Below are 15,413 nucleotides of genomic sequence, written 5' to 3' on the forward strand. Positions count from 1 at the left end.
AGATAAATACCAATATTCAACTATTTTAGGTCAATTATATATGGGCGAAATTTTGTTCAAATTATGGATGTTTTCAGCTATATGAATAGGCTCTGACAATATATGCATACTAGAAAATAAAGGAGGGGGAACAGCATAATATAAAAGCGCCGGTCTATATAAAATAGACCAGCGCTCGGTAACAAATTTATTTTATACTAATGAACTAATTACGTGGTGAGCCAATTTGAGTACCAATGACACTTTCATCTGGCTGAGTAACTACAGGACAGTTAATGATCGCACCTGTTGCAGTCAATAAATCTGATAATGAGTTTGATAAAGGACTTGGGTTTGCATTCCCTCTGAAGGGGATTAAAATGCCTTGTTCCAAAAGATCATTTACTTGCTCAAAACTCCTTAAGATAGGCCGTTCTGCCTCTGGAACTGTGAATTCTGTAATATGTGCGTCCCACATGGGTGAATAAGCAGGATCTCTTGGGTCAATCGGAAATGTATTTGTAGGATCCTGTACTTGCCTATCACTTAGTGAAGCCGTATTTAACCCTTGTACTCCAAAACCATCACCGTTGTCCGTAGTTCTACCATTTGCCGTAGGACTAAAAGGCAGCATTGAGCCTCCCGGGAACAGACCAAATGTTGGTAGTTGTGCCAATCTCGGCGCATACACTCCCAACTCGATTGTAGCCGGTCCCGGATCAGAGGTATCGGTCACAATGTGAAAGAAAAATTTCTTACCATCGTGCCATCCATCTAAAAGTTGCAGTACAACCGATGCTTGATCTATCGCCAAATTCGGATTGTCAAAATCATCTTCATCTGCTTGACTGTTTCCGTTTGGGTTAGGAATTCTATCATGTATACCTGTACTGTTTGCTACTGGTTGTGCATTAATGATGACATCTGTTCCCGGTAAAACAACGTAAGATGACCAATTTGCATCTGCAACGGCACCCGGAGTAACTGACGCTGGAGGAAATCCAAATAATTGTCCGTCCGCTCCACCAGGAGTTAAAGATCTAGTGGGGGAAAAATCTACGGACCCTTCAAAAATAAGCCTACCATCATCACTCCATTCAGCGGTTTGCTCACCTCCAGATCCTATTGCGTCTGCCATTCTAGGGGCATAAATAATACCTAGTAGTCTAGCTAGCCCCCGGTCGGATGCTTCGGTAATTATATAGTAAAGTTCTCTTCGCTCTCCGTTGGGCAATGTCTCCCAACCTTGGAACATTGGTAATCTAACTGTAGGGCCTGCTGGCACAACAGCTCTATCGACACGATAATCGATACCTAAAACACTTGGTATAAATACATTCTCCTCAGCTGTAAAGCTAAGTGCCGGGCTGTTCGCATTATAGGGTACTCCGCCATCTGTTTCAATGCTCGCCAATAATGAAGCGGCTGCATCTACCATCATTGGACCGGCTCCATCTTCGCCATCCTCACCGTCGGCTCCCGGTGGACCTTGTGCTCCGTCTTGACCATCGGTACCATCAAGCCCGTCTTCACCGTCACAACCTGTAAAAAAAACAGCTAGCGACATGACTGTTACAAATATTAACTTTAATTTTTTCATTTTCATTTTATTTTAGTTTTGCATAGAAAGCCTGTTAATTAAAGGTGTTAGCCATATCATTAAAGGCGATTCAATCAGAATTGATAATTCTGTCTTGCATAAAGCATTAAAGACTATCGTTCTTCTGCTAAGGGTTCGAAATAATACACTACGATTGATGGAACAAATTTGGAAATGAACTCAAAGTGAATTCTTTTTGAAGAACATTTTGATATCATCCATCAAAATTCTACGTATCAAGCGCTTAATACGAATTAATGATGAGCAAATATCAAAATTACAACCCGCTAGATATCAATACTTTTTGCAGGTATCATGTAACTTCATAATAATTTTCCTACTTTGAGAGCGCGCAAGAGCAAGAAATCGAATTTTCGCTATCGAGGTAGTAAAACAAAAAAAGATTAATTAATTAATTTAACTGCACTTTTTACTGCAAAAAGTGATACACCAATATTTGACGGGTACTTCTATTTTCGTTCTGAAAATTAGCACAAAAAGATTCTCACAAGTCTAAAAAATTTCAATAATAATTTCATTAACATGCCCTATAGAGCTTATTTAATTCTACTTATCTTACTTTTAGTTTTTGACCTCCAATCAAGTGAAGGGAACGAAAAACTTGAAGAAGTTGCCAATGTAATCCTTGATATATTATGATAGGTTGCAATAGGTACTTATCCAAGATAATGCCCCAGGTTGAAGGTGTTCAAAAGAAATGACCATATATCTTATTTAATATTTTTAATCAAACCCAATAACTAGAAATCATAAACATAATCTAATCGTTATCTTTGAAGCTCTCTTCGGCCTACTACTTTATTCTCGGTATTTACGATGACTTGGTGACCATCTTCTTCAGAAATACGGAAATATTCATTCGGTACATCTGCGTCGTTATAGTCGATATAATACAAAGTATCTTCTTTGATCCATCGATAATCGGTTTCAATTATAATAACATTGTTAGCATAATAATGATACCTACCTAGGTAGGCATCGTTGAATATCCATTCTCTTCTAAATAAACCGGTTTTATCATCGACAGACTCCTGTTCAAGCGTCCAAATACCTAAAATCGGGTCATCATTTAAAGGAATTTTTGAGCAACTTGACAGTACAAATAAACCAAGAACATAGTATTTTGCGATTTTTGTTTTCATTCTATGAGGTCTTTTAAATAGGTTTTTATTCTCGAAAGCGTTGATATAACTTTCTTTATATATGAACAAAACTATTGTCAGAGACTACTTAAAAAAACTCCAGCTTATTATCTAAAACCCATAATCTACTATTTGGGAGTAAATTGAAAATCATTGGATCCTATTTTTGTTTTCAATTGAGGGTTTCTGATTTTTTTTTTGCAATAGAGAAGGTAAAAGAAGAATTAAACACCCTATCCGTTGCTTGTTTTCTACAATATAGTTTGCCGAATACTTTACAAGTAAATGTAAAATGATCTAAAAAGATTTGATTTTTCAGATTACCATCACCACAACTGGGAGTTGGCTGCTCAACATGGCTTTCATAGCATTACCAACTTTCTAACTAGATATAAAATTTAGCACTCAAATTGATGATATTTTTTTTAGTACAAGGAAAATAACATCTTTTACTTTTATGGAATATTGCCTTTTAAACTTATCTCAATAAATCGACCGTAAGCATAGCTATATCGAAATGTTCAAAAATAGCTTATAAATATTGGTCCGTTTTTTTATTAAATAATTGTAGAAATGCTTTTTACAAAATAAAATCTACAACAAAAAGTATTGTTAATTTTTATTATTTATTAATAAAAAAACTTTACTTTGTTTAAAAAAAATTTTATTTTATTAAACAAATGAGATTATGGAAAGAAGAAATGTTGACGCTTTAAGAAAATGTTTGCCGTCTTTACCTTCCGAATTGTATCATGAGATACTTATAAAATCAGAATTAAAAGAACTCCCTAAAGATTATTTACTAGTTCATCAAGGCAAATACATTGATTTTTTACCAATTGTAGTTGAAGGTATTATAAAAATGTATACCGAAGAAGCTGACTCTCAATTTCTTCTATACTATATAAATCCTGGGGAGACATGTATTCTCAATTTCAACCATATTTCTAGCGAGGAGCCCGTTCAATTTTCAGGAATTACAGAAGAACCTACAAAAGTATTGATATTGCCCGGTCATTGCGTTAAAGAATGGATGTCTAAATCCACTGCTTTTTGTAAGTTAATTATAGAAAATTATCAAAGAATATTCGAAGACCTACTACTAACTACCAGAGAAGTCGTTTTTTGTAAAATAGAACAACGACTAGTAAAGTACCTGAGTACGAAGGCATCCTTGAAAAGTAATCCCACAGTTCATATATCCCATAAGATAATTGCCCAAGATTTGAGTACCTCTCGTGAAGTTATTACGAGATTAATAAAAAAACTAGAAACTAATAATATAATAAAAACCGGAAAAGGACAAATCACATTGAACTACTCCGAATATTTTTCTAAAAATTAAGCTGCTATATTAATAAGAGTATTTATCAAGTATCTTTTATCTGATTTTACAGATTCTCTCAATTCAATAACGAACAATATCTTCTTAATTTAGTAAACCTTGTTAAGCTTGAATCAGTGCTTGATTGAGCTTTTCAGCCGCATGTGATGGGTTTTCTTAATGACACCATTGTTTCCCTAATTTCTAATTGTAATGGCTTGTAAGTAAGATGTCTATGGAGTTTAATACTAAGTATTCCAAATAAGGCGTATTTGATAAATTTGTTTTAAAGACAACTCCAACAGTAAAAAAAATCTCAATCCCTTATGTTGAACCTCATCTTTATTTACTGATATTCAATTACATGTCTTTAGGCAGTTCTATTTTTTAACACATAATTAACATTGTCGTGTGATATTGGTCACATCTTTTCATTAAACAACCAAAGTAATTTTACCAACAATTAAAGTAGGCCGATGTAAAACCAAAGTGTAAAAGTTATTAGTTATCGTAGGTCATTAGTTAGTTAAAAAATTGGTTATAAACTTGCTTAATACCTTAAGTATTACTTATCTGATCTATTTGGTACAGGGTACTTTTCCTCTATTAAAATTGATGAAATACATTATGAGCTTAATGTAAATAATCAATCAATGGTGCAGAATAATCAAGTATTGATACAGAATGTACATTCTCCATTCATTACTACCAAATTCAATCGTACCATAGGTCTTTATTTACTCCTAATCAACCAGAAATTAAATAAATGGTATATGATAACTGACCTAACCATAAGAACCTCAATAGCTAAATTCTTTTTAATATTCTTTATTGGCATTGCTTGGCATAACCTGGCGTTAGGACAAGATAGGACTCAAATCACCGACATGCTAGCTAAGGCCGATTCAATTTTACGAAATGAACCTGCAACCGCAGATTCCCTATTAAGAATTACTCTCAAATTTTCCAAAAAAATAGCATATGACCAAGGGGTCGCTTCTTCTTTTACCCTTTTAGGAAAGGTCTTCTACTTCAAGGGGTTGCAAGATTCAGCAATTCATTATTGTAAAAAATCTTTAAAAATCAACACGAAAATTGGTTCCCTTAAAGAAATTGCCAAAAACAACAAAAACTTGGGCAATAATTATTTTCAAAAATCCAATACAGAAAAAGCCTTGGAGCATTACCACAAATCCCTTGATATGTATGTGTCTCTGAAAGATTCTGTAGGTATAAAAAACGTGCATTACAATATTGGTTCTTTACATTTTTTCCTTGAGAACTATCATAATGCTGTTGACCACTTTAAAAAAGCTTTGGAGCTGGACATTGCCTTGGCGGATTACAGTTGTCAGGTATCTTCATTGGTAAGTATCGGTCGTTCACTTTATAAGCTGAAGGAAATCGGAACCCCGGAAGAATATTATAATAGGGCTTGGGAAATAGCAAAAAAAACCCAAAAACCAAGAGACCTTCTTTACGTTCAATCAAATTTAGGCGGCTATTATTTTAGTCAAAAGAAATACGATCTAGCATTACATTTTCACAAAAAGAGTCTTGAAAATTCGAAAAAATTGAATAATAGGTATGCCATCTTTGCCAATTATTTAAGTCTGGCCCAATTATATGTCACGCAAAGAAAATATTTAAAAGCTTTGGATATTACCCAAAAAGCAAAAAGCTTAAAAGGCAATGGAAAGCTCCGTAGGTTGTTCGAAGTTTACAAAATAGAGAGTGGGATATGGGAAAAAGTTGGGAACCACAGTAAAGCCTTAGAAAACTACAAGGAATTTAAACGGTTAGAGGATTCTATTTCGAAAGAGGAAAACCTTCTTAAGGTTACCGAGATGGAGGGTAAGTATAACACGGAAAAAAAAGAGGCCCAATTGGCGACTCAAGAAAAGGAGGTAGAACTACAATCTGCTAGGTTGAATGCTCAAAGGAGGCAAATTGGGGTTTACCTGCTAGGCCTTGTTTTCCTTGCCGGACTTTCCTTTCTCATGTTTATCAACCTTAAGACCAAGAAATTAGCCTACAAAAAAATCGAGCGCCTTAACTTATCGATACGTTTGCAGCGCGACAGGCTGCAAGAGTTGTATGACTGGAAACAGCAATTATTAAATGTTGTTTCACATGACCTAAAATCACCTATTGCAAATATTAGTATGAGCATTGATATTGTACAGCATTACTGGGACGAGGGAAACCTTGAACGAGTTCATGCACTTATGGATGACCTAGAGAAGACTTCAAAACAACTTAACCGTTTTTCCTCGGTACTGTTGGGATGGATGGTCGATCAAAAGAAAACCCTTACGACAAGTATGGTCGATTTAAGCTCTTTGTTGCAAATGGTAGAAAACAACCATAAAACATTGGCTAATTTGAAGAATATCAGTATAGAGCAATATATTCAAGGAGATCCCAAAATTGACTCTAACAGCGAAGTAATGGTATTAGCACTCAATAATCTGATGAACAATGCCATAAAGTACTCTAAAAAAGGCGGAAAAATAGTTATCCGCATAGTGCGTAAAGATACCGGAGAAATAGAATTGATTGTAAAGGATAATGGGCTGGGCATTCCGAGAAAGAAATTGAATTCCTTGTTTGAGGGCCATTCGAATGTTAGCACTAAAGGCACAAATGGTGAAAATGGCAACGGAATCGGATTAATGTTGATTAAAGATATGCTCCACGCAATTGATGCCAGATTGGAGATAAAAAGTAAAGAGGGGGAAGGTACCGAATGTACAATCTTATTAAGACATCATAATCACCTTTTGGAAGAGAAATTGTTTGAAGAGCGCGCAGTTTCATAGCGTTTATATTGAAAAGACCGTTTTATGGTCAATATGTCGATGTTGCCTTTTTAGGTAAGTCCATATTTGTTCATTCGCCATTCAAGGGTTGTTGCTAAATGTCCGTTTATTTAATCTAAACTAAATGACCACGAGAGAACAAAATACTATTCTATTGCATATCAACGAAGAGATATCGAAAGTTGAAACCAATGCTGATTTGATAAAAATCATATTTGATGAAGTAAACAAAATTTTGCCCTTTGACGATGTTGGCTTTTTTGCAATAGACATTGAAGAAAGTATCGAACGTGATTTGATTATTGATTATGAGTACGAAGGATCAATAACAGCTTCGTCCATATACAATGATGGCCTTCAAGGCTGGCAACCTTTGTCTGAACCAGTGAAGTGGATTGTTAAGCATGATTTTGTCAACATTTCGGTAGCAGCCTTATTTTCAAAATTTAAACACCCCCATTTTAAACATATGAATAAAGAGGGGTACCGTTCTTTTTTAGCAAGACCATTACTTGATCGTAATAAACCAATTGGCATGCTTTGCCTTTGGAGCAAATCTTATGATGCTTATGAAGGCTCTGAAAGCTTGATTTTCAAATCTATATGTTACAATTTGTCGGTTGCACTCGGCAACCTTTTGTATAGAGATCTATACCTCGAAGAGCGACATATGAATGATAAAATCTCAGCTATAAAAAACGCTATTTTCGAAATAAAAAACCAAGAAGATCTTTTTATAACACTAGCCGAACAAATCAAAAGTGTATTGTTATACGATGACATGAGCATAACCTTGTTCGATAAAAATGTTTATGGTTGGGCAAAGACCAAATCAGAGGAGAAAACCAATGACGAGATTATTTCCATATCACAAAACACCAAAGATAACAATGGTTGGATTTGGTTAAAATTATATAAAGACGGGTTTGAGAAAAAAGCGGGTATTATTGCCATGACCGATGGCACAAAATCAAATATCCAAAAAAATGTTCTTCGAACTACGAAATTAGTTGGATTGAGGGAATTTGCTTGTGTTCCCGTCGAAACCCATACAGAAGTGATAGGCATGCTCATTTTAGGAATTAGAAGAAAAGCGTTTTATAATAATAGTGATTTGCGTCTCTTGAAGAAAATATCAGATCCTACAGCACTTAGAATTGCCGATTTAGTAGCGACAGAGAAAATTTCAAATGCCCTAAAACACAACACCATGCATCAAAAAGAAGTCGAAGTTAAAAATATAGGAGAAACTTCTATGTCTACTAAAATCATTGGAAACGACTCTAAAATGAGTGACGTATTCAGAAATATAGAGGTAGTGGCCCAGACCAATGTTACTGTTTTGATTTTAGGCGAATCGGGTACAGGAAAAGAACTTATTGCCAGGGCAATTCACGAAAAATCAGAAAGAAAAGATAAAAGATTGGTCAATGTAAATTGCGCCACATTGCCCCACGAACTTTTTGAATCAGAACTCTTTGGGCATGAAAAAGGAAGTTTTACTGGTGCAACAGAACGAAAAATAGGTAAGTTTGAATTGGCCAATAATGGCACGATTTTTCTAGATGAAATAGGTGAAATACCATTAAGCTTACAGCCCAAATTACTCCGAGCCCTACAAGAACAAGAAATTGAAAGGGTCGGCGGCAACTCACCTATTAAATTAGACACAAGAATCATCGCGGCTACAAATAAAGACTTGAAAAAGGAAGTTAAAAATGGGAGGTTTCGTTTAGATCTTTTTTATCGCCTGAATATTTTTCCAATTTCATTGCCCCCACTTAGGGAGCGCAGTAACGACATCCCCTTATTGGTGACACACTTCATTGAAAAATTCTGCATAAAGCATGATCTTCCCCATTTGGAAATTAAAGAAAATACAATGGAAAAACTGAAAAACTGGTATTGGTCCGGTAACATACGTGAGCTACAAAATGTGGTTGAACGAGCTTGTCTTATTGGTAGTTTTGATGACATTGACCTTGATACAGAGAACACTTTGATCAAATCAATGGGTGAGGATAATTCCATTTTTTTTCAGCATAGGGTAGATCATAGAACTTTTGCACAGATATCAATAAAAGAACGGCGTAATCAAAGTGAAAGGGAAAAAATACTACAAGTACTTGAGCGAACCAATTGGCGTATACGTGGTGAGCGGGGAGCAGCAAAAATACTCCGTGTAAAGCCCACCACATTAGAATATAGAATGAAAAAGTATGGTTTGATTTAAACCGTAGTACATTTTGATAATCGGACATCAAAAAACCATTAGTTCGAGTTTTTTAAAAAAGAAGAAGTACCTGCCTGCCGGCAAGCAGGTCGCGAACGGGGTTTTTGGTTCTAAAATTTTGATTCTCGATACATTTTTTCTGAATTCAATTCAGAAAAACCACTCGAATTGACCAATTTCCATCAAAATGCTATCGGTTACTACGGGTAGATTTAGAATTATCAAATAGAAAACATGTGAAAATCTAAAAAGAAATACCTGTGCCTATAGTGATTACATTTTCCAACAAATTATCTTGACCATATTGGATAAGAAGGTTTTCTTGACCGTTTTCAAGAAAAGATCTTTTTCGAAAAAGAAGAAAATTGTTATTTTCTTGAAACAAGAGTCCCACTCTTTTATTTAATTGAAAATTATAACCTACAGTTATAAAATAGCTTAAATTGCGATTACTTTCTATACTTAAAGATATACTCGGCTTTATTCTAATACCCTGTTGAGAAAGAAATACATTTGTTTTATCACTATTGAACGATTTGCCTTTGATTTTAAAATCTTCTTCACTACGGTAACCTCGAATAAAATAATCTATTTCTTGATAACCGAAATTCAAACGAGTAGAAATAAAAATTGGTAGCTTGTTCTGATTAAGATTGAACTCGCCCGATATGATGAGGTCATGTGATCTGATTCCGGTTTTAGAAATTTTGGTATCGCCACCATAACCAATTAGAAAATTAGGTTTAATTTGATATAAGAGCGAATATGCCAGACCCCATGAGTTGTTTTTTGTGGCCGTACCATTTTGTTCAATATCTAAAATTGAATTGTTATAATTAAATTCATATTGACGAGTGTTTATAGATGTCCAGGTAACAGCGATTTCTTGTTTTAGGCGACTAAAAAAATCTATTTTATTGGTAAACGGTTTTCCGTACGCATCTTTTTTCGAATAGTCAATAGACTTGAATAAAGCCTCTGAACCTTCATTTGGCAAAATGATGTTATAGCTGTTCCAAAAGTTTGTGTTGTATTCTTTTGATTCTTGTAAAATAACATCCCTGAATGCCAGTTTTTCACGGTACGGAATACCGACCTCAGTACTTTGAACTTCAGTAGTGACATATTCACTGGCCAAGTTTAGTATCCTTCCCTTTTTCTTAAAAGCGGTTTTGTACTGTGAGCGTTTAAATCTCCATATGTTAGCCGTGTCCGACTCGTACTCAACCGTATAACTCAAAAATTGACGATTGTGTATAGCTGGTTTAAAGAAAGAGTATTTTTTCAAATCTACTTTCAAAATAGCAAAGGAAGAATCTATAATATAAACGTGTCCTGATATTTTATTCTTCTTTTCAAAAGAAATCTTATAGACATCTTTTCCATATTGTCGTAAAGTATCTTTGATTTTATACTTGTACCCATTGGGATTACCTAAAAAAGCAGCTCTTCTGGCAACAATATCAAATCTGTGGATATGATGGCTTCCGGCATAAATACGTGCTGTTAACGAATCTAATTGTTCGCTTTCATATTTACGAAACTCAACCAGTTTTACATCTCCTGACATGTAGGTTTTGGCATAAGTATTTTTGTTTGATTCAATGACAGCCTCTGCAATATAAATAGGAGTTTCTTGATTTTCCCAGCTGGTGGTTTCCCTGAAAAAGCCCCTGTGCCTTTCTTTTTTCGCCGGATAGTTCTTCGGAATGGCATTTATGGCTTTCTGTATCAGTTCTTTTCCATAATCTTTAGGCCCTAGGTGACCCCTACCAATTCGATGATGTCTTGGCTCATTGAAAGAATGTGATATCCCGCATTTAAGGTTACAACTTTGGTCTTGTAACCTAGGCTTGAAGCAACTATGGTTACATTTTTATTGGCCGAATTGGATACGATGGCAAAAAGGCCCAAATCATTGGATATTGTCCCTATACTTGTATTTTCTATGCGCAGATGTACAAATGGTAATGGTTCGTTATTGATGTCAACTATTTTTCCAGAAACGATGGTTTGGGCAAAATTTATTTGAACTAAGAACAAGCACAAAATGCCTATAAAAAGCCTGTTATTATTTTTAAAACATACGCCACTACCAGAACAATACTTCTTTTTTGGGTCAAACATTTGAACCTTTTTTTTTATTTTTAAAATATAGGCGTATACAATTGTTTTTTTTAAACAAAATCGTCATGAATCGTAATTTATTTGGTTTGAAAAACTAAAAGCTATCTAAATCAGAAGTTCAAAAAACCCCAAAAAGCCACAAGGCCATATTTGGGGTTTCTCTCCATTCAACTAAACACTGAGAACACTAAAAATAGAACACTTTTCTTTATTGAACACGATAAAACTTTGCATTGTTCTAGTTGCTTAATACGCTTTCATCGATAGTAGTCAAAGCCATTTTATAATAATAACGCTCTAAGCACTTTCTATAGAACGCAGAGCTTTGAGAATTACATATTAAACAAGAATTCATGAATTTATTGAGATTATCATATTTTATTTTAAAAGGTATTGTCGACAAATCAAAATTAGCTTTACTATTCTTATATTCCTTAACATCAGCAATGATGTTCATCGAAATTTTTTTATTTTTTCTTTTAATTTGAACATCTGTGCTTATATAACACCACTTTATGATGTCAATCAAAAGTTCTTTTTCAAACTCTAATAAATAGTCTTTGGTCGTAATGTCTTCAAAGAGTCTTTCCAACTCTTTATACATTTTTATTTGAAATAGTGTCATCTTTAGATTTTTATTTATTTATTATTGGGCTTGGTTTATTTATACGGTTTTTAAAAAGTGTATGATTGTTACTGCTTATCCGTTTGACCCTATTATCCTAATACCATGCCACAGTTATATCTTGAAATAATAAAAAATTAACTGCTTGATAAACAGGTGTTTACAATAAATAGTGTTATTTAGAAGTGACTTTTTAAACTTTGAATTTTTTTGGGGATTTTATGAATTTTTGTGTTTTTCGTATAAAGTCGAAATAAAAAAACTAAAAAATCAGATAGTTTGATTTTACTCCCTCGCTTAGGGCAATTACAAAACATAAGCGTCTTTTCAATAGCCTGACCCTCTTCTTTAAAATCTTGACAATCGGTGCGGATCAAGCTTGTTATTTAAAATGGGTTAGACATAAGGTTTGTCATTTAACCCGCTGTACATTTTGATAATCGGATATCAACAAACCGTCAGTTTGAGTTTTTTTCAAAAAGAAAAGGTACTTGCCAGCAGTCAGGTCGACAACAAGCTAAGGTCTTGACTAGATAATAAAATATCATAATAGGAGCTGGAAATAGTAGAAAATAACCACACGACATTGGCTAGTTTGACAAATAGCAGTAAAAGCAATATATCCAGGGAGACTCAAAAATCGCTTTAAACAGCTTAATGTTACTATTAGCTGTCAATAATCTGACAAACAATATCTTAAAATATTCTAGAAAGGGACGGAAAAATATTTCTGCGTATAGTCCGCAAAGATGTTCGAATAATAGAATTGACCGTAAAAGATAATGGATTGGGCATCCCGAGAAAGAAATTGAATTCCTTATTCGAAGGGCATTCAAATGTTAGTTCTAGAGGTACAAATGGCGAAAATGGTAAGGGAATAGGATTAATGTTGATTAAAGATATGTTACATGCGGATTGATGCCAAATTGGAGATAAAAAGTAGAGAGGGGGAACGCACGATCGTATTAAGAAATCAAGATTATCTTTTTAAAGAGTAATTTTTTTGAAATGGGCGTAGTTTCATAGCATTGATATTGAAAAGCCCGCTTTATTGGGCAACATATCGATGTTCGTTTTTCAGGCAAGGCCATATTTCTTCATTCGATATTCAAGGGTCGTTGGTTTCATTTTCAAAACTTTAGCGGCCCCTTTTTCTCCTCTTATGCGCCAATTTGTAAGTTCTAAGGCATGTGATATTTTTTCCTTCTCCTCATTTTCTCGAAGTATCTTTAGACTGACCTGCTTTTTTTTCTTCATCTGTATTGGGGCGATGTTGCCTTCCATGGCATCGAATATACGAGGTGTTAACTTTGAGTTTTTATCCGAACGATTACTTAGTCTCAATATACAGGAGCGTTCTATCAAGTTTTGGAGTTCCCGAATATTTCCGGGCCAATCATAGGTCATAAGTTCCAACAGGGCACTTTCTTTTATTCCGTGAAATGGAACTTTCAATTTTGAACACATATTATTTGCAAAGTGAGCTGCTAAAAGTGGAATGTCTTCTTGTCGCTCACGAAGCGCCGGGACCTTTATAGGAAATACATTCAGCCTATAGAATAGGTCAGACCGAAAATGGCCTTTGTCAATTTCTTTCAATAAATTGCGATTGGTGGCCGCTATAATTCTTACATCGACTTTTATGACTTTTGAACCACCTAAGGGTTCAATCTCTTTTTCTTGAATAGCCCTTAGCAATTTGGCTTGGAGTTCAACGGGAAGCTCACCGATTTCATCCAAAAAAAGAGTACCCTTATCGGCTAATTCAAACTTGCCTATTCTACGGTCGTTCGCCCCTGTGAAACTTCCTTTTTCATGCCCAAAAAGTTCTGACTCTATTAACTCTTTTGGAAGCGTCGCACAATTAATTTTGATAATAGGTTTATCTTTTCGAAGTGACCTATTATGTATGGCGCGTGCCACCAGTTCCTTACCCGTACCAGTTTCACCATCGACCAAGATGGTAACATCCGTATTTGCTACAATATTTATTTTTTCAAACACTTCCGAAATCAAAGGACTGTTACCAATAATATCTTCAAAGTTGTGCACTACTTTTGCCTCTTCGATCAAATAATCACGTTCTAAGCGCAGTTCATTATTAAGGCGTAAGATTTCTTCCTGAGCTAAAACACCGCCCAATGCAGGCCCAATAAGATTAGAAATGGATTTAAAAAAAGGAATACTTTCTCGACTAAAACCACTTTGTTTTTTGGTCCAAAAGCATAACATACCAATAAGATTGTTTCCATTTTTTAGGGGTCCCGAAATAATTTCTCGATACCCCTGTTTTTGTAAAACCTCAAAATGTGCATGTTCAAACCTAGTAAAAAGCTCTTCTACCGTTGAAATCACATCAACCTTCTCTGCAAGGAAGATCGTAATTTCACTTAGTGGCAACCATCCAACATGGCCAGAATTTTGAATATCGGTTAAGGTCGCTGTGTTATAATCATAATCAATGATTAAGTCGCGTTCCCTTTTGTTTGGTAAATCTAATGCGAATAAACCGGCATCATCAAAAGGAAAAAAACGATTAACCATATTAAATATAGAATCTACCAGCCTAGGACCACTTTCAATATTGGCCACCGCTTCACTTATTTTTAACAAGTGTTCAGTCTGTCTTTGTTGTCGCAGAACTTCTTCATTCTTGACCATATGTATTAATATACTGCACAGTTGTTTTGAAATGACTTTCATTAGGGCAAAGTCTTTATCAGAATACAAGTCTGGTTTTTTACTCGAAAAACAGAGCACGCCAAATGTGGTATCTTCGTTGCGCAGGCCAATACCTATTACCTGTTGAATACCCAATTTATACAATACTTGGGCTTGTGGGTGCGGCCATGTTGCCCCACTTTTATTAATGTAACCTAGTTTTGGAAATTCGCCGCGCGATAAAAAATCAACAGCTGTGCCTTTATGTTCGAATCTTTGTAGAGAGCATGTTTTCTCGCATATTTTTTTGTGGGCTATACCCTTGTAAGTATCTAAAACATTTAACAACTCATAGTGCTCATTGTTTATTTGATCAATAATAAAGAGCCCAGGAAGGTCAAAAGGAAAAATGGGTTGAATTGTCTCAAAAATAACTTGCAATAGTTCTTTTCGGTTCTTTTCCGATAAAAATACCTCTTGAATGGAGAGTGTCTTATCTGCAGTAGTTTTTGTATTCCTCATGGTATACTAAAATGGGCCATTGTGGCAATTTAGCGACAAAAATATTTCAGGAATACCTTATTTAAAGCAAGTGCTTATTATCTGGTTCAACACATTTATTATTTGGGAGCTTCTTTATAAAAACATCCAAAAACTACATAAATCTTTCGGTCATATAAACAACGAGCACTAGGGTTTTTTATATTTTTTAGAGTCTTCGTATTTATTTTCATTTATTAAGTATTTGATAATCAGTATTTAAATTTTAAAATGTTAAATAAATGTTAAGTGGCACGGTCTTGGTCTTAAGGGATGTCAAATATTTAAATCGAAACTGATATTAATTAAAAAAACAATGAAAATGATTAAAACCAAGAG

At 34.7% G+C, this 15,413-nt stretch carries 10 protein-coding genes; 4 read left to right on the forward strand and 6 right to left on the reverse strand.

Features of this window, described 5'->3' with window-relative positions:
• Positions 1-205: 205 nt before the first annotated feature.
• Together ACZ1GR_RS03875 and ACZ1GR_RS03880 are read right to left on the reverse strand one after the other, a co-directional pair.
• Positions 206-1,579, reverse strand: a complete 1,374-nt coding sequence (locus ACZ1GR_RS03875) for a hypothetical protein (RefSeq protein WP_472610922.1) — start codon at positions 1,577-1,579, stop codon at positions 206-208.
• Positions 1,580-2,367: 788 nt separating this feature from the next.
• Complete coding sequence (locus ACZ1GR_RS03880) at positions 2,368-2,742, reverse strand: hypothetical protein (RefSeq protein WP_472610923.1); 375 nt, start codon at positions 2,740-2,742, stop codon at positions 2,368-2,370.
• Positions 2,743-3,430: 688 nt separating this feature from the next.
• On the opposite strand from ACZ1GR_RS03880, the gene ACZ1GR_RS03885 reads away from it, so the two are divergent.
• From ACZ1GR_RS03885 to ACZ1GR_RS03895, 3 genes are all read left to right on the forward strand, one after another.
• The gene (locus ACZ1GR_RS03885) at positions 3,431-4,087 is read left to right on the forward strand and encodes a Crp/Fnr family transcriptional regulator (protein WP_472610924.1); all 657 of its coding nucleotides are present in this window, start codon (positions 3,431-3,433) and stop codon (positions 4,085-4,087) included.
• A gap of 752 nt (positions 4,088-4,839) precedes the next feature.
• A complete protein-coding gene (locus tag ACZ1GR_RS03890; RefSeq protein WP_472610925.1) occupies positions 4,840-6,888 on the forward strand; it encodes a tetratricopeptide repeat-containing sensor histidine kinase in 2,049 nt (682 codons plus the stop codon).
• Positions 6,889-7,012: 124 nt separating this feature from the next.
• Positions 7,013-9,121 (forward strand): sigma-54-dependent Fis family transcriptional regulator, encoded by a 2,109-nt coding sequence (locus tag ACZ1GR_RS03895; RefSeq protein ID WP_472610926.1) that lies wholly within the window; start codon positions 7,013-7,015, stop codon positions 9,119-9,121.
• A gap of 244 nt (positions 9,122-9,365) precedes the next feature.
• On the opposite strand, the gene ACZ1GR_RS03900 is transcribed toward ACZ1GR_RS03895, so the two are convergent.
• From ACZ1GR_RS03900 to ACZ1GR_RS03910, 3 genes are all read right to left on the reverse strand, one after another.
• Complete coding sequence (locus ACZ1GR_RS03900; RefSeq protein WP_472610927.1) at positions 9,366-10,691, reverse strand: hypothetical protein; 1,326 nt, start codon at positions 10,689-10,691, stop codon at positions 9,366-9,368.
• A 188-nt stretch (positions 10,692-10,879) separates the two neighbouring features.
• Positions 10,880-11,248 carry a carboxypeptidase-like regulatory domain-containing protein gene (locus ACZ1GR_RS03905; RefSeq protein ID WP_472610928.1) on the reverse strand — a complete coding sequence of 123 codons (369 nt, stop codon included), beginning with the start codon at positions 11,246-11,248 and terminating at the stop codon, positions 10,880-10,882.
• Between the two features lie 238 nt (positions 11,249-11,486).
• Entirely contained in the window at positions 11,487-11,873 is a 387-nt protein-coding gene (locus ACZ1GR_RS03910) for a hypothetical protein (protein WP_472610929.1), read from the reverse strand.
• A gap of 724 nt (positions 11,874-12,597) precedes the next feature.
• Between ACZ1GR_RS03910 and ACZ1GR_RS03915 the strand changes: the two genes are divergently transcribed.
• Complete coding sequence (locus ACZ1GR_RS03915; RefSeq protein ID WP_472611791.1) at positions 12,598-12,792, forward strand: ATP-binding protein; 195 nt, start codon at positions 12,598-12,600, stop codon at positions 12,790-12,792.
• Between the two features lie 158 nt (positions 12,793-12,950).
• Here ACZ1GR_RS03915 and ACZ1GR_RS03920 read toward each other — a convergent pair whose 3' ends face one another.
• Entirely contained in the window at positions 12,951-15,056 is a 2,106-nt protein-coding gene (locus ACZ1GR_RS03920) for a sigma 54-interacting transcriptional regulator (RefSeq protein ID WP_472610930.1), read from the reverse strand.
• Positions 15,057-15,413: the final 357 nt, after the last annotated feature.

It is taken from the genome of Croceitalea sp. W27, from assembly GCF_055693185.1.